The organism is Acinetobacter sp. ANC 4973 (assembly GCF_002135275.1).
Taxonomy (GTDB): domain Bacteria; phylum Pseudomonadota; class Gammaproteobacteria; order Pseudomonadales; family Moraxellaceae; genus Acinetobacter; species Acinetobacter kyonggiensis.
The window spans coordinates 469,015-489,536 of sequence record NZ_NEGM01000001.1; the positions used below are offsets into that span (position 1 = coordinate 469,015).

Consider the following 20,522-nt stretch of genomic DNA (forward strand, 5'->3'; position numbering starts at 1 on the left):
TCAAAAAATCGTATCTTTTTTAATCAAAAAAGTAAACTTATATGAATATTTGTACAAAAAGCAGCATTTTCAAAATTAAACGGCATACATGGTCTGTTTTAAAACCTGCAATCCATTGGCTTGAGACAAAAAGGCATCTTTTAAAATCGCATGCTGTTCCACTTGTTTTAAGCCAAAATTTCGCGCCCATACCACTGGAAAAAGCTGTGTCGTTTCCAACCACCCCAGTGCAGACATACTGTGCATCATGGCATCATTTTGTCCTTTACGACGGTGCTCATAACGCTGTAGGGTTTGCTCGTGTGCCCATACACCACGCTTTTGATCATGCAGCAACACATCACATAAAATAGCGGCATCTAAGCAACCAATATTCACCCCTTGCCCTGCTAAAGGATGAATCACATGTGCAGCATCACCAATTAACGCTAAGCCTGCTTTGACATACTGCTGTGCTGCACGTGCTTTCAGTGGAAATTGTGCGCGTGGCGTTGCCTCTAGAACTTGACCCAACATATGATGACTTTCACGGGTAAGAAGTGCACAAAACTCTGCATCATCCAGAGCTGCATATTCTTCGGCATAATCGTCTGGTAATGTCCAGACAATCGATTGCCAATAACCCTCTTGTTCAGGTTTTAAACTCGCCATCGGTAAAAATGCCAGTGGGCCAGTTTCAAGAAAAATTTGACGCGCCACATGCAGATGTGGCTGTGCAGTTCGGATCGCACAGGTCAATCCTGCTTGCTTATAATCCAAAACATCAATGTCGATAAAAGCTTGCTCGCGTACAAATGAATTTGCACCATCAGCACCAATCACCAATTTGGTTTTTAGCTGTGAACCATCGGCAAGGTGAATATGCCAAACCCCAATGCCTTGTTCCACACGGGTAACTTTGACTTGAGTCCGATAATCTTTCACCTGTTCCAGCATTTTTTGCTGAATGGCTAAATTCAAGACGCTGGGCTCCACCATCGAACCCAAAGTCTGTTCAGCACTGGGCATGTTTTGGCTAGGCTGTCCAAAATTAATTTCACCATAGCCATTTTTATTCCACACTTGCATACCACTATAAGGCATGTGACGTGCAAGTTTGTCCCAGACATGGACTGTTTTGAGCAAATGAATGGTCGCTTGGCTTAAGGCCAATACACGTGGATTGGCAACGGCTAAAGTTTTAGCTTCATCCAAAATGGGAGCCGCATCTAAAACCGTTGCTTGCACGCCACCTTGAGCAAGCAGCAAGGCAGTTAAACCACCAACTAAACCACCACCAATAATGACCACCTCTAGCACATCTAAAACGTCACTCATGCTTTTAACCCCATTGCATAATTGGCAACAAGCGGTTTAATGCCCGGAATGGTATCAAAAGCCACCAAACCTGTGTTTCGGATAAATTTAAGTATCGGATTTTGATTGCTAAAGCCACGTACCACAGAATCGCAGAATTTAATCACACGTTGTTGATCGGTTAAACGCGCTTGCTCATATGCAAGTAACATACTTGGCTGACCAATATCATCCGATTGTGCGAGTTGCTCTGTCAGATAACGAACCAAGACATAAGCATCACGCATACACAGGTTAAAACCTTGCCCCGCCACAGGATGAATGGTGTGTGCTGCATTTCCCATCAATACCACGCGACCAACGGCTTGTTTTTCTGCAAGCACTTGTGACAATGGGAAGCTAAAGCGTTTACCTGTTTTTTGGAATTTACCTGCGCGGTCGCCATAGGTTTCTTGTAAAGCATCAAGGAAATGTTGGTCATTTTCATCGCCCAGCCATTCGCCTTCTGTGCCTTTTTTCACCGGCCAAACCACAGAGCGACGATATTCACCCGGTAAAGGTAATAATGCCAAAGGCCCTAAATGGCTAAAACGTTCAAAGCCAACATGCTTATGCGGTTTCGACGTTTGTACTGTGGTGACAATTGCAACTTGGTCGTAATCATGTTCGCTTGCACCAATACCGAGGGCTTTACGGCAAAATGAATCACGACCATCGGCAGCAATCACCAATTTTGCATGTAATGACAAATGTTCTTCGCCACGTATCGCCTCAATCAATGCTTGATCGGTATCTTGCGTCAGCGAAGTAACCTGCACACCATCAATCAGTTCAATGAGCGGCTGTTTGCGAACTTCTGTCAGAAGCACACGCCCCAACCAAGCATTTTCAATCACCTGACCAAAGCTTTCGACTTTTTCTTGTTCTGCTTTTAAACGTGCCTTACCAAAACTACCTTGTTCAGTAATATGCACCTCAAGAATTGGGGTTGCATGCGCTTGCAATGCATGCCATAAACCGAGTTCTTGATAAATTTGTACACTACGACGCGACAATGCACTATTTCGCGCATCAAAACTGGAGTGATATGGCGCAAGATTGACATCATCATAATTCGGGTACTTAATCGCCTCTAACAGCTTAACCGCAATGTTTGCCTTGGCCAACATTAACGCCAGACTTAGCCCGACCATACCACCGCCGACAATGATCACTTCTTGCTGCATGCGTATATCCTTTTTATGATGTATCCGAAGTCACAACCTTCAAATACCTATAACTTTTAATGGATTTTATATTACATCAAAGATCTTAATTTTTATAATAAAGTGGATGTTTTTACGTACTTTCACGGTAAAGCTCTGTCGTAGTGGTGATTGAAGTAACAACGCTATAGACTTCTCGCTGATATTGCTCAGATAGTTGTTTAATCCAACGAATTAAAATCGTGCAACGTGAATAATCATTTAAAAAGCCTAAACGGTTGAGATTGGGCTTTAATGAAAAACCTAGATTAATGATTTATATCAGAATAAAATAATAATTTCGTATAAGATGTATTATATTAATTTTAGAAACACTTAAATTTCAGCTAATAGATTTAGAGAATAAAAATGAAATATACAGTTCAAATCACAGAATATAATGATGATTTTGAATTTCTTTTAAATATTAAGATTCACAATCGCACCTTACTAGTATTCAGTTCCTCAATTCCATTCCCTATAGATTTTAAAAAAAATTATATTGTCGATTTAGAAGCAATTGTTTTTGATGAATATATAGTTGAACAGATAACTTCTTTTCCTCAAATTCGGCAAATAGATGATAGCTTACAGTATGAAATCATAGGATTTTTAGATAATGGCAAAATTAAAACTAACGATTTAATTTTTGAGGATAGTATTTTAAAAATCGATTTTTCTTATTTAGATCAAACTATTGTGAAATGGAGAGTTGATAGAATTAGTGTTGATTTTGAAACCAATCATTAAGTCTATTTAATATAATGGTTGTTACACGAAGCGAAGACTGTAGATCCTCGCTTTTTTAGTGTAAGCCTCAAGTAGAAAGTCGGTATAGGGCATTTTTACTTGGGAATAACATCATTTTCCAGAACGTCAAAAGCCGATCTTTTACTTCAGATCGGCTTTTAACGCTCATTTTAGTTATTGAGCCATCAACGCTTCAATTTCTTCAACCGTTTTCACGACCGCAGCAGTTAAAACACGTGGTCCATTTTTAGTCACAACCACATCATCTTCAATACGAATGCCTATGCCACGCCATTTCGCATCTACAGTTTCATCATCTGGTGCAATATAAAGCCCTGGTTCAACTGTCACCGCCATGCCTTCTTCATAGGTACGCCAGTCTCCATCTTGTTTGTATGAACCGACATCATGCACGTCCATACCCAACCAGTGGCCTGTACCATGCATATAGAATTGATGGAAACTTTCAGATTCAATAATCTGTTCAATATCGCCTTGCATCAAGCCCAAATCAAGTAAACCCTGCACCAAAATACGTACTGCAATACGATGTGGTTCTTTATACGAATTACCAATACGCACAGCATCAATCGCTGCAAGTTGCGCTTTTAAAACAATCTCATATAGTGCTTTTTGTTCAGGGCTAAATTTGCCGTTGACTGGAAAAGTACGGGTAATGTCCGAGGCATACAGCTGATATTCACAAGCCGCATCAATCAGGACTAAATCGCCATCTTTCAGTACTTTGTCATTTTCAACATAATGTAAAATACAGCCATTTGCACCACCGCCAACAATACTGTTATACGAAGGCACACAACCATTTTGACCAAAAATATAATTCAGTTCGGCTTCAAGCGCATATTCCATCATGCCCGGCTTAACTGCTTGCATAGCACGGGTATGTGCTTGAGCTGAAATAGTCGATGCGATTTGCATCAACTCAATTTCTTGTGTCGACTTATGCAAACGCATTTCATCTAAAATACGATCGAGTTGAATCACCTGTGCAGGTGCAGATGAGCCTTTACGCGATTCGCCATTGGCTTCAGCAATCCATTTGGCTACACGTGCATCAAAATCGACTTGTTGCCCCATGCGATAAAATAGTTTTTGCTTATTGAGCAATTTCTCAATAATTTCCTCATCCAGCAGATCAATGGCATAAGCTTCATCGGCATCATAATCCTCTACCGCACCATCAACTCCCGCTCGGTAACCGTGCCAGATTTCCATTTCACGGTCACGTTCGCGGCAGAACAAGCTATAGGTATAACCTTCATCTATAGACTCAAAGGTCTCAATGATTGCCACTGCTTCAGGTTCGGCAAATCCCGTCAGGTAGAAAAAGCTACTGTCCGCACGAAATTTATAATCTGCATCACGGTTACGCATAGCAACCGGACTGGTGGCAATAATCGCAATACTGTGCGGACCCATTTCTTCTGCTAGGCGGTCGCGACGTTCCTGAAAATCTGCTTGAGTCAGTTTCATCATTGAGAGGTACTTTTATCTTTTATAGGTGGAGTTAATAACTTTTAGATTGCTTGTTGTTACATCTCAGTCGTCTGAATTAGCTTGGACGATGCGGTGTAAACATTTCTACAATATTGTTTGTTTCTGGTGCAGCTGTACTTTGTTTCAATTGCGGCTGAAGATTTTTCAGCAATGGTGTTTCTGCAATTTCCACTTTTTTGCGTCCCAAAGACAGACTAACAGGAATTAAACGCACAAATTCATAAAGTTCCTGATAACTTTCCTCACCTTCTTCATCATTATCCGATTCTTCAAATTCAACTGCTGCCACATCTTGTAGATGTTCGATCAGTTCCATTTCATCTTGGCGAATATGACCTGAAGCCAAACCGAAGCCCAGTACTACGCCTGCACACCAATCTGCCAATGCTTGTACACGGTCAGCGAGGACATGCTCATCATCTGGAAGCAGTGGTAAATAATCCAGTTCATCATCCGACAATGCATGCGCAATATCTTCTGCTTCACCTGTTAACAAATCTAGAACATGATCATCCAATGCTGGAATTTCAAGCGTTGCTAAAATTTGTTGCCATTCTTCACTTTTAGGTGCTTGAGTAACACAAACAATACCTGTAAGTAATCCATGTAACTCACTTGGGCTTGAAATCTCTTCAATTTTTGAAAAATTGTGGTGCCATTCCGACCAACCTGAAATATCGTCTTGCATTCGTTTATCCAATCTCTATACTTCGTATATATTACCTTTGTTTGCAATACTGTGCGACTACGATATGTTAGAAGAATTACAGCGTCTACAGGCGCATATTGGCGTTTTAAAAACGCGACTTACGCATTATGAAAGTGAAAATAATGCACTCAACGCGGCAAAAGAAAATTCTGCCGATCATCATCATGCCCAAATTGTGCAAAAGAACGGCATCATTACCCAGAAACAAGAAGAAATAGACAACCTTAGCGAGCAATTAAGTGATGCGCAGTCTCAATTCAAGCAATTGAATACAGATGCGACCTCACTGGCTGATCGTTATAGTCGTTTAGAAAAAAGTTGTACCGATCTTAAGAATCGTTTTCAAGAAATTCTTGCTGAACGTAATGAACTACGTGTCATCAAAGAAAAAATGCAAAATGAACAGCGTCTTGCTCAACAGGAAATTCAGGGTTTTCAGCAAGAACGTGAAAGATTGTTACAAAAAAATGAACATGCCAAAGCAAAAGTCGAAGCCATTATTCAGCGCTTGTCTATTTTAGGCACGGCTCAGGATCATCACGCGCAAGAAATTCAACAACTTGCTCACCCAACAGAAGCAAATGAGGACATTTAATCATGACTGAACAAATTGCTGTTGAGTTGCGTGTATTGGGACATACTTTTCGTTTAGCCACGACTGAAAGTGAAAAAGGTGATTTAGAGCGCGCCGCTGAATTATTAAATCAAAAATATGATGATTTTCGTCGTAAAGCCCCACGTCTTGAACCAAGTAAACTGATTATTATGGTGGCGCTAGAACTGATGCAAGAAGTACTGGTGATGAATAAGTCGTTGCAAGAGTATTCACATTGCGAGCGTTTACTCGCAACCATTTTAGAAGATGTGGATGATTTAGTTTAGTTTTTATTCAAACTGAACAAAGTATCGGCATTTGAAATGTAAGTTTACAGTTACTGCACACTGAAGATTTGCCAATGCCACATTATTCGTTATACTTACTACATCTCTGAGGTGTTCGCCAGCGGGTCAAGTTCCCCTGAGCCGATATCAACACCATTGGATTGTGTTCTGTATATTTAGAGTGTATGCCTGCCTTCGAGTAGGAAACCCAGCAAGTATGCGTCGCGTCCACCTTGAACTTTAGGGTTCAAGGGTAATGACATGCAGCGGCATCATCGGAGTGTTTTTATTTACTCTAAAAACAGTAATTTATATAAAATAAATATACTAAAAATTATTTATAAATGTGGTTTCAATTAAAATTTCGTCAGTAAGAAATACTTTTAACAGCTATTCATAATGGCTCAATATTGCTTATTTGCCTTAAAACCTTCCATATCGGTTAAAAAATATAATTTCACCAGCAATTAAGTACCTCAACGATCAAAGCCTATGATCGATGTATTCATCATGATATGAGCTTTGAAAGCATAATATTTTTTCTATCTGGCAGAACAATAACTCAACCCTGCATAAACCTTAAAATTCTGATGCCTCGTTACCCTTGCATAATGCTGACAGGAATAGAAAAAGCAGTTAAGTTTAATCAGCGCAATACGGGGGATGTGTTCCACAACTGCCCTTCTGAGTTTAATTGCATAGAAAAATACTGTGGTGTACTCAAACAGAAGATAAATCGACTTTAAATTATTTTTTAGCTATGAATTGATTACTGTTATTGAGCTACAAGCGTTAAAACGTGCTGTTTATGTATTTTTGCTGCAACCATAATCTAAGCCTCAAAATTGACTTCTCTCACATCAAATTTCATTGTGAGTGAATGCCTCAAATAGCTAAACCCAGATAGTTCAAAACGCTGAAAATCAATACCATGATGAATTTGCTTAGAAAAAGCTTTGAACACGCTTTCCTTTGCAGAAAAGATCAATGTAGCCGCTATTTCTTTACTTATTCCTTTTGCAGTCAATAAATGAAGTTCTCTTGACGAATAAACTTTACCCTCTATCCCCGAAAGATCGGTTTTTGTCATAATCGGTTCTATGTCTATTCCCACAAAACTGACCAATCTTGAAGGAGTAACCGCACACATTGCTATACTGTTGCTATGCGTGAGTGTGCCAATCACATTTTGGGGAAATATCGGTTCTTTATGCTTACCAATATTTACTTGTTCCAAGCAAACCCTTTGGTGCATTGCAGACAGTGCTACTTTGGCCGTATAACGCCCCGCCAAAAACTCACTTTGCCTAATACTTGGATATGACAGCAACTGATTTGGAAGCAGAATTGAGAGTTCATCAAACAAATTCACATCAAAATATTGTCGATTAAATTTACAATATGCCAAATACAGGTCAGCACATGGTTCATATAACAGTTTTTGTGTTTCTATAAACCTATTAGGAAGTGGAAGACGAATATAGCAATTCACAAAACGATTCAGCACTGTGCCATCTCAAGCTATTAAGCGGAGCCAATAAGGACAGTGATTACCCTGCCCCTATAAAAGAACAAAACCTTATTTACTAAGGGCGACCATGCCTTTCACCAACTTAGTAATCCCTTGGAAAATATCCTTTAAATTGGCATGATCATCCATGTAGGCTGGTGTTGTAACCAAGCGATTGGTCGTGTCTATAACACAATCATTGGTTTCACATACCTGATGCACAGCACCCGTTTTTTCGATTTCTGCGGCAGTTCCAGCATGGCTGCCAATAGTAAGTGTAGGCTGAAGGTCACCAAATGCCAGTGCCAATAATGCAGGAGAAATACATATTGCACCGATTGGTTTATGACTTGTTTTAAAATCTGTTAGAACAGCAACGACCACGGAATCTACTTCACCCTCGGCACCTTTAAAGGCAAATGTTGATAGATTCTTTGCAACGCCAAAACCGCCAGGAATAACAAGACCATCAAATTGTTCTGCTTTAAGTTCCGTAATCGGGCTAATCTCGCCCCGAGCAATTCTGCCCGCCTCTTGTAGTACATTTCTGCTTGCAGATGGATCAGGCTCACCAGTGATATGATTCACTACATGATGTTGCTGCATATCTGGTGCAAAGATACTGTATTCAATACCTTCTATATCCAATGCCAATAGCGCTAAAACAGACTCTCGAATTTCCGCTCCATCTAAATAACCACAGCCTGATAAAATAACCGCGACTTTTTTCATACTCATTCCTTAATTTGCTTTGCAATGTGTTGCAAACAAATCATAAATGTATCTGTCGAGTCACAATACATCCGAATACGTCATAAATTATCCCTAATCAAGCATTTTTGTTTTACGAATTTCTCGTGGCGTCATACCAAAAAGAATCTTGAATTGTTCGGTAAATCTAGATTGAGATTGATAACCACACTGCTCTGCAATATTGCCAATATGAAATTGCGTGGTTTGTAATAAATGAAGCCCATGACCTAATCGGGCTCGATTGCGAATATCTTGGATATTATTGCCTTCACTTTTAAGCTTACGTCTTAATGTTGAAGCACTCATAAATAAATTAGAAGCAATTAAATCCACAGACCAATCACAAGAAATATCATTTGAAATCATCGATTGAACCTTCTCACTTAAGCTTGGAGGTTCAACAATATTGCAAACATCCTTGTAACCAGAATGATAGATAATCTCGAGTATTTCTCTTTTTCTCAACCTCATCACTTGAGATGGTGCGATTGATGAAAACTCTATCAATTGGCAAAGTGCGCTGGCGAGCACGGGGTTTATTTCACCCTGAAAATATTTCTTATACGGCGCAGAATTTTTAGGGAGTTCAGCAAAATCTTCGTGTTCGAAATCAATCAGTACCGCAAAATACTCCTCTTGAATCGGGATGTTTCGCATATCAATTCGAGGACTGTTCGATAAAAATACAAAGCTACCTGACAGACATTCTACCGATCCAGATTTACCCAATTGTTTAGTACCACTGAGTATAAAAATGAGTAATGGCTTGATAATAGGCACATTGGTAATCATCTGCTCTTTATGAGAAGAATAAACTGAAAAAGGGAAACACGACTGATTTTTAACCGCTTCTTTAGCGACTACAATAATATTATCCATAATTAAGCGTTCGGGATATCAGCTATTTATTGATCGTTATATCCTGAAACTCCACCCCTAATATTAAATTAATACTGCATAGATAAATCTAAGACTTTTAAAAACCTAAGAAATAGCTGAAAGCTAAAGCCAAATTTTTCTGATGACAACCATATCCAGAATAGCGTAAACCATTTATGAATTTAAATTTTGTATTGGACATGTGTCTAAATGCAGCTACAACCCGAACAAAATTGCTGCTAGGTTTCTAAATTGAAATATTTAGAAGCCATCTTGACCAGAACGCAGTGTATTAATGTGTTCATATAAAGAAGTAAGCTGCCAACTCATGATCTGTTTAGGTAATACAATCTGATTGCATTTTTATTGTTGCTCCCATTTACCGCAGTTGATTTATCCCCTAAATCAACATATTGAATGCCCAACACATCATTTTCATCACTGTATGCTAGAGCTAGGTGCAATCACCATCGGAATTTGCACCAGTATAACCAAGATTAAATTTTAAGCTATTCATTTTATGGGAATAATAAAAAATACTGTTCCCTGTAAAACCTCTTGTTATGCTGGAGAAACCGCAACTATTTGCTATAAGTGAATAGTCACCGATTTTGTAGACACCTTTAAGTTAGATAAAATGGCTAATTAACGAGGTGTTTATGAGCAGACATGTTATTTTTCCTTCGTTTAAGAAACATGTATTGCGAATAAGATTCAACAGCCTCCTGAGCTACATGTTCAATAGCTCAAGAAGCTATTGAAATACTTTATCTTTTATATAGAGCTTCGATCGTACTTGATGCCAACGAATGGGCTTTGACCATATAACCTGTCAATGCCCCAGATGCATCAGCAGGTAATTCCAGTTTTTTTGAAAGTGCATACACCGTGAATTGATAGCGATGTGCGCCATGACCTTGAGGCGGACACGCTCCCCCAAATCCTTTTTGACCATAATCATTGCTCACATCAATCACATCTTTATAATCGAGCTTGCCATTACCAGATGGAATTGAAGTCACTTCAGCAGGGATATTCACCACTTGCCAGTGCCACCAGCCACTGCCAGTCGGTGCATCTGGATCATAAGCCATGATTGCATAAGCCTGCGTCCCAGCTGGAGCGCCACTCCATGACAACTGCGGAGATTTATTTTCGCCCGAACAACCAAAACCTTGGAATTCGAACGTATTTTTCATGAATACGCCATGCGCGATATCGGTACTTTTTAATTTGAATTCGTCAGCATGTGCGAATCCAGCGGTCAACCCGATAACAGGCAGCATGAGTTTTAAAATAGACTTATACATTGAGATCTCCGTTTATGAAAAAACACGGTGATCTTAATGTTTTTGCTTCGCTCAAATTCTCTCTAACACGCCATATTTTCGCCTAAACAAATCATATCCTGATCAAATACAAACAATTTAGCCACTGCCCCATCTGATATATCCAGTCCACACATACCTGCGATATGTTTTACAATGTCAAGACAACTCATGCCGTATGCATATAGTGACATGATTTTATTATTCATTTTTTTCAACAATCTAGTCTGATTCTTTTAACTGACTATGACTCAAACTCACCACTACAATCTTCAGGATGCGTTAAGCCCCAATAAACCACATTCTGCTTAAACAATGATTTATCATTCAAACAGTTGGCTTAAATAAAATTCAGGCTATGACAGCATTTTAATCAATGCAATCACAGGTGGCGCAAATAGAACCATAATTATGCCAGAAATAATCATCGACAAACTTGCCACGACCCCTTCCTCGGAATGACGTTGTTGTGCCCGAGCAATCCCCATCGCATGTGCAGCATTACCAAATGCAGCACCATAAGCAATCCGATGCGGATATCTCATCCACATCAAAAATAGGTCTCCAAATAACATCCCCACTAATCCTGTAATCACAGTAAAAAGTGGAATAAGACTAATAGAGCCATCAATTTTTTCAGTCAAGATCAAGGCAAATGGGATAGAAATCGAACGTGCCAATAAACTATTTTTTACGATTTGCTCAATATTAAATAAATTTGCCAAACACCAGCTGCTTAAAATACCAATCAACATCGAAATACTGGAGGTGATAATTAAAACTTTAAAATATTTACGGATCATCGTTCTATATCTAAATACAGGAATTGCAAATGCCACAGTAATTGGCCCGAGCATTGCCACTAAGTATTGGGTATAACTGTAATAATCCTGAAAAGTACGCTGAAAAATGAGAATGCTTAAAATACTCAATATGGGCACAATAATAATGGGAGAAAAATAAATTTTTCTTGTGTGTATAAATAATTTCTTGGCAAAGAAATAACACACGAGCGTCCATATAAAGAAAAATACTCCCCAAAGTGACATTATTTAACCTCATCCTGTTTTAATAACATCCTGACACTAAGCATTGAACTTGCCATCACCAGAAAAGTACTGATAAAAATTACGATGACGATTTTCCATCCGCTACTCATGAGTAATTGCTGATATTGAATAACCCCAACCACAGGTGGAATAAAAAATAAAAGTAATTCAGTTAACAATAGGTTAGCACCATGTTCCACCTGCTCTAGTCGAATCCATTGCATTTCAAGCAAAAATAATAAAATGAAGAAACCCAACACGCCTGATGCAATTGGTAAATGTAAAAATTTTTGAATGCTATAAGCAAAGCCCCAAACCATCAGGATCAGAAGAATCTGTAATAACGTAACTCGCAGCTGTTTTAAACGGAATGAACTCAACATGATTTAATGATGTACTCAACTTGTACAAGTTTGCTGTTTAAAAGGCTCAATGGAGATGTGTTTATAAATTTTAAACACAGATTTTTCTTTTAACTGCATATCGAAATATGTATTTAACTTCAATTGCAGATAAAATTTGGCTAAAATTAAAAATAAATTCATTAAGAATACCTCAAGCCATTCACTGCGTTAACACAGTTAAAGACGAGGACTAAATACAGAATTTTGATGTTGTAGACAGGTTTGCATATATTCAGCATAAACAGATAATTTTTCATAAATATGCTCGGCATAGAACATATCTTCAATTAAGTGAATGCTTTGCTGCGTATTATAACTATCACAATACTGAAGCAGCTCAGCATTAATTTCTGAAAATTTTTCACAAAGTTTAATATAGTCTGCATCTTTGTTTTTAAATAATAATTTACGCGTATTCATCTCACTACTATCAATAATTTTTTCCTGATGCTGTGTACTAATCAGGCGGATATTCACTTTAAAAAATGTTTCTAATTCATCTCGTTTTTCAGAATTAATGTTCAAATTTGTAATAATGAAAATACTTGAAACATCCGCTCTACACAGGGCTTTAATAAGGGACAGATATAAAAAATCACTCTCCTCTAATTCAGTCAGACTTAAATCTAAATAAATATTTAAAGTGCTCAAAACTTCATCTATTTTCAAAGTCTGCTTTTTTTCTGCCTGATAATAAGTATTCAAAATATTAAGAACAGGCTCCGTTGCAGGTGTATTATAAATCACTGTTTTATTCAGGTTCGCTAAAATAAAAGGTGCAAAAAGAAAAGCTAAACTTGCCTGCTCTGCTTGAATTTCAGATTGAATAATATAATGAACTTTAAGCTTTGAAAATTCACGTAAAACTTTGGCACGTAATAATGTTGCTTCTAAATTGACATATTGCTGTTGCAATATATTCTTTAATTGCTCAGAAAAACTCTTTGTTTCGATGAGTTCTGAGAGTGTATTCAATTTCTCTGTAACAAACATTGCATCACCATTTTGCTTCGAATCTATATTTCATGAGTATTTCGCTTGCTCATTCAATGCTGATCCGTCATGTCCAACCCCAACTTGATGCATTAACAAATAGCCACTCATGAGACTGAAATAGATTTTGTCGTGATGCTGCTCAAATGTATAGCTACAAAAACATTGGAAAAAAATATAACAGTTCTAAAAATCACAGTTCAAACTGTTATATTTTTTTAAGCAATTTTCTGTACCTACTCATCATTTAAATTGTGATGCAAGATAAAGTAATTCCTCTTGATCGGTGGTTTAAATGAAACGATCTCTTACTTTTTGTGCTGTTTTATCAAATGACTGTTGTTCTATCCGTCATGTAAAACGCAATGATCTGCTCACAATGTGGAGAGTGATATGAGCCTTGGACTCACTGCTCTAGAATTAGCGCGCATACAATTTGCTTTTACTGTTTCTTTTCACATTATTTTCCCTGCTACCTCTATTGGGCTGGCATGTTTCCTTGCGGTACTGGAATGGAAATGGTTACGTACTCAAGACCCGATCTATAAAGATTTATTCAAGTACTGGATTAAAATCTTTGCGGTTGCCTTTGGTATGGGCGTGGTATCAGGCGTTGTCATGAGTTATCAGTTCGGTACTAACTGGAGTGAATTCTCACGCATAGCAGGCAGTATTACGGGGCCTTTACTGACCTATGAAGTGCTAAGTGCTTTCTTTCTTGAAGCTGGTTTTCTCGGCATTATGCTGTTTGGCTGGGGACGAGTCAGTCCAAAAGCACATTTCTTTGCAACGCTCATGGTGGCAATTGGCACCTGTATTTCCATGTTCTGGATTTTATCCTCGAACAGTTGGATGCAGACTCCGCAAGGCTTTGCCATTGAAAATGGCATTATTGTACCTACCGACTGGTGGGCCATTGTCTTTAATCCTTCCTTCCCCTACCGTTTTGCCCATATGGCTACCGCAGCATTCCTCGTGTCATCTTTACTGGTGGTCGGTACAGCAGGATGGCATTTATGTAAAGGACGGCGTGATGCTTTGGTTAAAAAATCATTCTCTATGGGTTTATGGATGGTTCTGATCACCTCATGTTTACAAGTCGTTATTGGCGATCACCACGGCTTAAACACTCTAAAACATCAACCTGCAAAACTGGCAGCAATTGAGGGACACTGGGAAACCAATCGTGATCATGCAATGCCACTGCTGCTGTTTGCAATTCCAGATATGCAAAATGAACGCAATGCAGTCGAATTCGGTATTCCTCATTTGGGGAGTCTGATTCTCACCCACTCAATGGATGGTCAAGTCACAGGCTTAAAAGATTTTGCAGCTGAAGATCGCCCAAATGTACCAATCGTCTTCTGGAGCTTTCGTGTCATGGTCAGTCTGGGAATGTTGATGGTACTGCTCTCTTTGACTGCACTCTGGTTACGTAAGCAAGGTTCATTGTATGAAAGCTCATGGTTCCATAAATTTGCCATCATCATGGGGCCTACGGGTTATGTTGCCTTATTAGCAGGTTGGGTCACCACTGAAGTCGGTCGTCAGCCGTGGGTGGTTTATGGCGTAATGCGTACTCGGGATGGTTTATCCCACTCTGTCACAGCGGATCAAGTCGGTCTTAGTCTGCTTATTTTTGTGTTGGTCTATACCGTGGTGTTTGGTAGCGGCATTTACTACATGCTCAAACTGATTAAAACTGGCCCTGCGTTCTTAGACAGTTTAGCACCTGAAGAAACAACTGGTCTGGGTCATTTTAAAACCCCATTACGTCCACTGAGTGCTGTGGATGAAATGATTGATGATGAAACATCAACGACAGATCAAAATAAGGAGAAACATCATGATTGATCTGGCTTTAATCTGGGTCGGTATTATCGGTCTAGGTGTCCTTATTTATGTCGTTATGGATGGTTTTGACCTTGGGATTGGGATTTTATTCCCATTCATTCAGGATCATCAGGAACGTGATGTAATGATGAATACCGTTGCCCCTGTTTGGGATGGCAATGAAACATGGATGGTGCTAGGTGGGGCAAGTTTATATGCTGCCTTCCCCTTGGCATATGCGACTATTCTTTCCGCACTTTATCTGCCCATTACCTTCATGGTGGTGGCCTTAATTTTCCGTGGCGTTGCATTTGAGTTTCGTTTTAAAGCAACGCGTACCAAATACTTGTGGGATCAAGCCTTTATTTGGGGTTCGATTCTATCTAGCTTCTTTCAAGGTGTGATTCTTGGTGCTTATATTCAGGGAATTGAAACCACACATGGAATTTACAGTGGTGGTGCGTGGGATTGGTTGACACCTTTCTCTATTTTTTCTGGCATAGGTGTGGTTGCCATGTATGCAGCACTGGGTTGTGGTTGGTTAATTCTTAAAACGGAAGCAAACTTACAGCACACCATGTATCAACTTATGCCAAAGTTAATCATTGCCTTGTTGATTATCTTTGCGGGTGTCAGCTTATATACTCCATTTACCCATCCTGAAATTGCACAGCGCTGGTTCTCTTTACCCAATCTTTTCTATTTCAGCCCTGTACCAATTTTAGTGCTACTTTTTGTCTGGCTTATTATCTCTGCTTGCAAGAAACAGCAAGATGTTAAACCGTTTATCTATACGTTGGCATTGGTGTTTCTCGCATTTACTGGCTTTATTATCAGTTTATGGCCAAATATTATTCCGCCATCTGTGACCATCTGGCAAGCAGCATCACCAGAATCAAGTCTGAAATTTACTTTAGTTGGTGCAGTCATTTTGATCCCGATCATTATGACCTATACCTTCCTATCTTATTGGGTATTTCGTGACAAAGTTCGTATTGGCGATGAGGGTTATCATTAATTTTTGGAGGCATTTTTAATGAATAAACTGATGTCTAAAATGAACTCAAACCAATGGTTTATTGTCCTATGGTTAGTTGGGTTTCTAGGATTGGCATTGATTGCTGGACTGTTCCGAGTTCTGTTATATTTTGCTTATCCGTCATAGCATTTTAATGCAATCTATCGACATTCATGGTTTTTCAGATTGGACTGAATTGACTTGTTACAGTAGCCAAGCAACTATGATAAAAACATATGGATAGAGTGATCTATCCATATTTTATCTACATTATGATGACCTGAATTATTATGTATAAATCTGAAAAACTTGCCAACAGCCTAAAATTATTAATTGAAAATGGCACTTGGAAAGCCAATGAAAAATTGCCCTCCTTGCGCCATCAAGCAGAACTATCGGGTTTTAGCTTGATTACGGTCATGAATGCGTATCAAGAACTGGAAGCGCAAGGACTGATTTATTCAAAAGAAAAGTCGGGTTATTTTGTGGTTGCACAAGAACCTGTAAATGATGAACAAAATCAGAATGTCACACTCAATGCTAAAATTGAAATTAACTCGACTGTATTTCAATATTTAAAATCCATTCAACCCGATACGATTATTCCTTTTGGCACTGCTTTTCCGAATAGCCAATTGCTCTATTCAGCCAAATTAATCCAGACTTTAGGACAACTCGCCCGCCATAGACTGAGCTATGAACAAACGCCCAGCTTGCCACCTGGTAATTTCGCCTTACGAAAACTAATCGCTCAACGCTATTGTATGCAAGGGATTCAGACTGACCCGTCAGACATTGTGATTACATCGGGTGGATTAGATGCTTTGAACTTGTCTTTACAAGCCATGACGCAAGCAGGTGATTATATTTTATTGCAACAGACTATTTTTTATGGCGCATGGCAAGCAGCAGAACGCTTGGGCTTAAAAGTGATTACCATTCCTGAACATCCTGAACATGGAATTGATCTGAATGCCTTTGAACAAGCAATTCAAAAATACCCCATCAAGGTGTGCCTACTGATGCTGAATTGTCATAATCCGATTGGGTTTACCGTGAGTGATGAAATTAAGTTTCAATTGGCGAAGTTATTACATCAGTATGAAATTCATTTGATTGAAGATGATGTCTATGAAGAACTGTATTATGACCATAAAAAACCACTCTCAATGAAATACTTTGATCAGCAAAATCTGGTGCTACATTGTTCTTCATTCTCTAAAACATTAGGCGCAGGCTTTCGTGTGGGCTGGGTCTATGCAGGAAAATTTTCCGAACATATTCAACATATTCAGTTAATGAGTACACTATCGGTCAATTCATTTATTCAAAATGCACTGGTTGAATATTTATCACACCGTCATTATGAAAAGCATCTTAAAACCCTACGTTCATCCTTGGAGCGTAATAAAAAACAGTTTTATGATTATCTAACAGAACATCTACCGCCTGTATGTAAAATTGCCTATTATCCCTCAGGTTATTTCTTATGGATTGAATTACCTGAATATATAGAGAGTGTCTATATTTATCAGCTACTATTAGCTCGAAATATTAGCATTGCACCCAGCGTCTTATTTAATGCTAACTTTGCTAAACAAAATAATTTCTTACGGATTAATTGTTCTTTTGACTTTAATGATCGAATTAAATTTGCTTTGTCACAGGTGGTTGAATGTATTCAATATGCTATAAATAACCCTTCTGTACGATCATAATTTATCTCGTTTAAAGCCTCAATTGATTCATAAAAGTCAGTATTTTATAATTTCTATTATTAGATTTATATGCACATAACTATAACAGATGAATAAAAACACATAAATCTGTTATATTTTTTTAATCATTTTTTGTATCTACACGTTTAAAGCTAAACTCGACATAATGATGTTATCTTAAAGGCTAAGCAGTGGGCATCAATATGAATTCATTAAAAAAGAAAAACAAAGCGAGTTTTGTATTTTTCATCATCACACTTTATGCATTCATTGGATTCGGTTTAGGTTATCTCATTTGGGAATATATTTTACAAAAAAGTATATAGTAAGTGAAAAATTCCGCACAGATGTCATGCACTGGCTTTATTAAATCTAATTTTTTGATTGTTGAATCGACCTGTTCCTATTTAGAGTAAAACGCATTCATCTTATTCCAAATGCTCCTGATAGCTTTAAGTTCTAACATGAGCTTTGATGAATTACTAAGCTGCCTACATGGCAGTGAACTTTGTCACCACGTTTTACACACACCATTTGTTTCTAAGCTGCCTACATGGCAGTGAACGCAAAAGCTATTAGCTTATATTTTCTAAGCTGCCTACATGGCAGTGAACGCAGATCAGGGCAAGGCTCCATTAAATTAGCTTTTCTAAGCTGCCTACATGGCAGTGAACTAATACTTACAATAGCACTTGCGGGAATTGATTTTCTAAGCTGCCTACATGGCAGTGAACTATCGACACCCTCGCCTTGTTGTGTCCATTGTTTTCTAAGCTGCCTACATGGCAGTGAACCTTGAAGAAATTTTAAAGAGAATAGGGTGATTTTTCTAAGCTGCCTACATGGCAGTGAACAAAGCCCGTGATGTTGAGCTTGAAATCACTATTTTCTAAGCTGCCTACATGGCAGTGAACAAAGCACTTTTGATGTCACCCCCGCGAATATTTTTCTAAGCTGCCTACATGGCAGTGAACATCCACCCGCTTAGGCGGGTTTTTTATTGCCCTTTCTAAGCTGCCTACATGGCAGTGAACGTGAAATTTATGGACGTTACTGTGTAACTTTATTTCTAAGCTGCCTACATGGCAGTGAACTTTCATGCCAGTTTACTTTTTCTGCCGATGATTTTCTAAGCTGCCTACATGGCAGTGAACCAATTAATTCTAATGGGGTTTGTAATTGCGATTTTCTAAGCTGCCTACATGGCAGTGAACTATTTTGAGTAGCATTTAAAGCCTGCCCTACATTTCTAAGCTGCCTACATGGCAGTGAACTCATTGTTTGATAAAATTGCAGAACAGGCACGTTTCTAAGCTGCCTACATGGCAGTGAACAAACTTCAAAGTCTCGATGGTGATTTTTATGTTTTCTAAGCTGCCTACATGGCAGTGAACAAACTTCAAAGTCTCGATGGTGATTTTTATGTTTTCTAAGCTGCCTACATGGCAGTGAACAGTCACTATCATCGTCGCTTTACTTTGCTATTTTTCTAAGCTGCCTACATGGCAGTGAACTAATTGTAGATTTAAAATTACAACAAATTCAATTTCTAAGCTGCCTACATGGCAGTGAACAAAATACGCAATTTACTGTGATTTACAACTTTTTTCTAAGCTGCCTACATGGCAGTGAACTTCCATCCAGTAGGCTTCGATGCCACGCATATTTTCTAAGCTGCCTACATGGCAGTGAACGGCCAAGACGTCGGTAAAATGATTGCGCTAATTTTCTAAGCTGCCTACATGGCAGTGAACCGGGACCCGTTGATTAACATTGTCACTTTATTTTTCTAAGCTGCCTACATGGCAGTGAACGGTTTACTTAATATGTATAATATTAACCCTGCTTTCTAAGCTGCCTACATGGCAGTGAACATTACTATGATCAATTACCGCAGGCATCAAACTTTCTAAGCTGCCTACATGGCAGTGAACTGAATCTACATATAAACTTGCATTTATATGTTTTTCTAAGCTGCCTACATGGCAGTGAACGATGTGGCAGCTAAATCAGTGTTTTTTGTGACTTTCTAAGCTGCCTACATGGCAGTGAACGAAGCCGCTATTAAGGCTAATGGCGGGGTCATTTTCTAAGCTGCCTACATGGCAGTGAACTTGGTGGAAGTAATGGTGCAGGATCTTGGAGCTTTCTAAGCTGCCTACATGGCAGTGAACCAAGCGGTAAAAACTCACCCCATTTTTCTTGGTTTCTAAGCTGCCTACATGGCAGTGAACGGTTTTATTCCTGTTGATTTAAATTTGTTAATTTTCTAAGCTGCCTACATGGCAGTGAACTTAATGCTGGCTGATAACGTCTGGCTTCAACTTTTCTAAGCTGCCTACATGGCAGTGAACCAATACCTTCTTTGGCTTGGTCAGGCGTTTGATTTCTAAGCTGCCTACATGGCAGTGAACGGTTTTATTCCTGTTGATTTAAATTTGTTGATTTTCTAAGCTGCCTACATGGCAGTGAACGGTTACATCGTCACAATAGATGAAGCTGGCAATTTCTAAGCTGCCTACATGGCAGTGAACTTAAAATAATATCTAAAGCGGCTGCTTCTTCTTTTCTAAGCTGCCTACATGGCAGTGAACACGTAAATCATTGGCCATATTGTCAATCTGTTGTTTCTAAGCTG

The 20,522-nt window shown here is 38.7% G+C and carries 20 protein-coding genes, 1 other RNA gene and 1 CRISPR repeat array (1 of these 22 running past the window's edge); of the genes, 9 read left to right on the forward strand and 12 right to left on the reverse strand.

The window, feature by feature from the left end; genetic code table 11:
* Positions 1-75: 75 nt before the first annotated feature.
* Complete coding sequence (locus B9T30_RS02365) at positions 76-1,317, reverse strand: FAD-dependent monooxygenase (RefSeq protein ID WP_086183602.1); 1,242 nt, start codon at positions 1,315-1,317, stop codon at positions 76-78.
* Positions 1,314-2,522, reverse strand: a complete 1,209-nt coding sequence (gene ubiH, locus B9T30_RS02370) for a 2-octaprenyl-6-methoxyphenyl hydroxylase (RefSeq protein WP_086183603.1) — start codon at positions 2,520-2,522, stop codon at positions 1,314-1,316. Before ubiH ends, B9T30_RS02365 begins: the two co-directional genes overlap by 4 nt.
* Positions 2,523-2,909: 387 nt before the next feature.
* Here ubiH and B9T30_RS02375 point away from each other — a divergent pair, with 387 nt between their 5' ends.
* Complete coding sequence (locus tag B9T30_RS02375) at positions 2,910-3,290, forward strand: hypothetical protein (protein ID WP_086183604.1); 381 nt, start codon at positions 2,910-2,912, stop codon at positions 3,288-3,290.
* Between the two features lie 174 nt (positions 3,291-3,464).
* On the opposite strand, the gene pepP is transcribed toward B9T30_RS02375, so the two are convergent.
* Entirely contained in the window at positions 3,465-4,784 is a 1,320-nt protein-coding gene (gene pepP / locus B9T30_RS02380) for a Xaa-Pro aminopeptidase (RefSeq protein ID WP_171264113.1), read from the reverse strand.
* Between the two features lie 79 nt (positions 4,785-4,863).
* Entirely contained in the window at positions 4,864-5,496 is a 633-nt protein-coding gene (locus B9T30_RS02385) for a UPF0149 family protein (protein WP_086183606.1), read from the reverse strand.
* Positions 5,497-5,560: 64 nt separating this feature from the next.
* Here B9T30_RS02385 and B9T30_RS02390 point away from each other — a divergent pair, with 64 nt between their 5' ends.
* From B9T30_RS02390 to ssrS, 3 genes are all read left to right on the forward strand, one after another.
* On the forward strand, positions 5,561-6,112 hold the full coding sequence (locus B9T30_RS02390) for a hypothetical protein (RefSeq protein ID WP_086164245.1): 552 nt from the start codon (positions 5,561-5,563) through the stop codon (positions 6,110-6,112).
* 2 nt (positions 6,113-6,114) lie between these two features.
* Positions 6,115-6,399, forward strand: a complete 285-nt coding sequence (locus tag B9T30_RS02395; RefSeq protein ID WP_086183607.1) for a cell division protein ZapA — start codon at positions 6,115-6,117, stop codon at positions 6,397-6,399.
* Positions 6,400-6,499: 100 nt separating this feature from the next.
* A non-coding RNA gene (ssrS, locus tag B9T30_RS02400) (6S RNA) lies at positions 6,500-6,684 on the forward strand.
* Positions 6,685-7,231: 547 nt separating this feature from the next.
* Here ssrS and B9T30_RS02405 read toward each other — a convergent pair.
* From B9T30_RS02405 to B9T30_RS02435, 8 genes are all read right to left on the reverse strand, one after another.
* Positions 7,232-7,906 carry a 4'-phosphopantetheinyl transferase family protein gene (locus tag B9T30_RS02405; RefSeq protein WP_086183608.1) on the reverse strand — a complete coding sequence of 225 codons (675 nt, stop codon included), beginning with the start codon at positions 7,904-7,906 and terminating at the stop codon, positions 7,232-7,234.
* A 72-nt stretch (positions 7,907-7,978) separates the two neighbouring features.
* The gene (elbB, locus tag B9T30_RS02410) at positions 7,979-8,641 is read right to left on the reverse strand and encodes an isoprenoid biosynthesis glyoxalase ElbB (protein WP_086183609.1); all 663 of its coding nucleotides are present in this window, start codon (positions 8,639-8,641) and stop codon (positions 7,979-7,981) included.
* A 93-nt stretch (positions 8,642-8,734) separates the two neighbouring features.
* Positions 8,735-9,541, reverse strand: a complete 807-nt coding sequence (locus B9T30_RS02415; RefSeq protein ID WP_086183610.1) for an AraC family transcriptional regulator — start codon at positions 9,539-9,541, stop codon at positions 8,735-8,737.
* A 767-nt stretch (positions 9,542-10,308) separates the two neighbouring features.
* Positions 10,309-10,851: a YbhB/YbcL family Raf kinase inhibitor-like protein gene (locus tag B9T30_RS02420; protein WP_086183611.1), complete on the reverse strand. Its 543-nt coding sequence runs from the start codon at positions 10,849-10,851 to the stop codon at positions 10,309-10,311.
* 62 nt (positions 10,852-10,913) lie between these two features.
* A complete protein-coding gene (locus B9T30_RS16450) occupies positions 10,914-11,063 on the reverse strand; it encodes a hypothetical protein (RefSeq protein ID WP_171264103.1) in 150 nt (49 codons plus the stop codon).
* A 162-nt stretch (positions 11,064-11,225) separates the two neighbouring features.
* The gene (locus B9T30_RS02425) at positions 11,226-11,918 is read right to left on the reverse strand and encodes an LrgB family protein (RefSeq protein ID WP_413772547.1); all 693 of its coding nucleotides are present in this window, start codon (positions 11,916-11,918) and stop codon (positions 11,226-11,228) included.
* A complete protein-coding gene (locus tag B9T30_RS02430; RefSeq protein ID WP_086183613.1) occupies positions 11,918-12,301 on the reverse strand; it encodes a CidA/LrgA family protein in 384 nt (127 codons plus the stop codon). Before B9T30_RS02430 ends, B9T30_RS02425 begins: the two co-directional genes overlap by 1 nt.
* A gap of 198 nt (positions 12,302-12,499) precedes the next feature.
* Positions 12,500-13,315, reverse strand: a complete 816-nt coding sequence (locus B9T30_RS02435; RefSeq protein WP_086183614.1) for a hypothetical protein — start codon at positions 13,313-13,315, stop codon at positions 12,500-12,502.
* Between the two features lie 393 nt (positions 13,316-13,708).
* Here B9T30_RS02435 and B9T30_RS02440 point away from each other — a divergent pair, with 393 nt between their 5' ends.
* From B9T30_RS02440 to B9T30_RS02460, 5 genes are all read left to right on the forward strand, one after another.
* Positions 13,709-15,169: a cytochrome ubiquinol oxidase subunit I gene (locus B9T30_RS02440; protein ID WP_086183615.1), complete on the forward strand. Its 1,461-nt coding sequence runs from the start codon at positions 13,709-13,711 to the stop codon at positions 15,167-15,169.
* A complete protein-coding gene (gene cydB / locus B9T30_RS02445; RefSeq protein WP_086183616.1) occupies positions 15,162-16,166 on the forward strand; it encodes a cytochrome d ubiquinol oxidase subunit II in 1,005 nt (334 codons plus the stop codon). Before B9T30_RS02440 ends, cydB begins: the two co-directional genes overlap by 8 nt.
* 30 nt (positions 16,167-16,196) lie before the next feature.
* A complete protein-coding gene (locus B9T30_RS16550) occupies positions 16,197-16,313 on the forward strand; it encodes a DUF2474 domain-containing protein (RefSeq protein ID WP_413772550.1) in 117 nt (38 codons plus the stop codon).
* 143 nt (positions 16,314-16,456) lie between these two features.
* The gene (locus B9T30_RS02455; protein ID WP_086183617.1) at positions 16,457-17,884 is read left to right on the forward strand and encodes a PLP-dependent aminotransferase family protein; all 1,428 of its coding nucleotides are present in this window, start codon (positions 16,457-16,459) and stop codon (positions 17,882-17,884) included.
* Positions 17,885-18,087: 203 nt separating this feature from the next.
* The gene (locus B9T30_RS02460; RefSeq protein ID WP_086183618.1) at positions 18,088-18,210 is read left to right on the forward strand and encodes a hypothetical protein; all 123 of its coding nucleotides are present in this window, start codon (positions 18,088-18,090) and stop codon (positions 18,208-18,210) included.
* Positions 18,211-18,363: 153 nt separating this feature from the next.
* A CRISPR array of direct repeats spans positions 18,364-20,522; the repeat unit is 28 nt; unit sequence TTTCTAAGCTGCCTACATGGCAGTGAAC; it runs 1,817 nt beyond the window's last position.

Coding starts and splice junctions, on each gene's coding strand:
- B9T30_RS02365 (WP_086183602.1), bottom strand. CDS start 1,317: ATGAGTGACGTTTTAGATGTGCTAGAGGTGGTCATTATTGGTGGTGGT.
- ubiH (WP_086183603.1), bottom strand. CDS start 2,522: ATGCAGCAAGAAGTGATCATTGTCGGCGGTGGTATGGTCGGGCTAAGT.
- B9T30_RS02375 (WP_086183604.1), top strand. CDS start 2,910: ATGAAATATACAGTTCAAATCACAGAATATAATGATGATTTTGAATTT.
- pepP (WP_171264113.1), bottom strand. CDS start 4,784: ATGAAACTGACTCAAGCAGATTTTCAGGAACGTCGCGACCGCCTAGCA.
- B9T30_RS02385 (WP_086183606.1), bottom strand. CDS start 5,496: ATGCAAGACGATATTTCAGGTTGGTCGGAATGGCACCACAATTTTTCA.
- B9T30_RS02390 (WP_086164245.1), top strand. CDS start 5,561: ATGTTAGAAGAATTACAGCGTCTACAGGCGCATATTGGCGTTTTAAAA.
- B9T30_RS02395 (WP_086183607.1), top strand. CDS start 6,115: ATGACTGAACAAATTGCTGTTGAGTTGCGTGTATTGGGACATACTTTT.
- elbB (WP_086183609.1), bottom strand. CDS start 8,641: ATGAAAAAAGTCGCGGTTATTTTATCAGGCTGTGGTTATTTAGATGGA.
- B9T30_RS02415 (WP_086183610.1), bottom strand. CDS start 9,541: ATGGATAATATTATTGTAGTCGCTAAAGAAGCGGTTAAAAATCAGTCG.
- B9T30_RS02420 (WP_086183611.1), bottom strand. CDS start 10,851: ATGTATAAGTCTATTTTAAAACTCATGCTGCCTGTTATCGGGTTGACC.
- B9T30_RS16450 (WP_171264103.1), bottom strand. CDS start 11,063: ATGTCACTATATGCATACGGCATGAGTTGTCTTGACATTGTAAAACAT.
- B9T30_RS02425 (WP_413772547.1), bottom strand. CDS start 11,918: ATGTCACTTTGGGGAGTATTTTTCTTTATATGGACGCTCGTGTGTTAT.
- B9T30_RS02430 (WP_086183613.1), bottom strand. CDS start 12,301: ATGTTGAGTTCATTCCGTTTAAAACAGCTGCGAGTTACGTTATTACAG.
- B9T30_RS02435 (WP_086183614.1), bottom strand. CDS start 13,315: ATGTTTGTTACAGAGAAATTGAATACACTCTCAGAACTCATCGAAACA.
- B9T30_RS02440 (WP_086183615.1), top strand. CDS start 13,709: ATGAGCCTTGGACTCACTGCTCTAGAATTAGCGCGCATACAATTTGCT.
- cydB (WP_086183616.1), top strand. CDS start 15,162: ATGATTGATCTGGCTTTAATCTGGGTCGGTATTATCGGTCTAGGTGTC.
- B9T30_RS16550 (WP_413772550.1), top strand. CDS start 16,197: ATGTCTAAAATGAACTCAAACCAATGGTTTATTGTCCTATGGTTAGTT.
- B9T30_RS02455 (WP_086183617.1), top strand. CDS start 16,457: ATGTATAAATCTGAAAAACTTGCCAACAGCCTAAAATTATTAATTGAA.
- B9T30_RS02460 (WP_086183618.1), top strand. CDS start 18,088: ATGAATTCATTAAAAAAGAAAAACAAAGCGAGTTTTGTATTTTTCATC.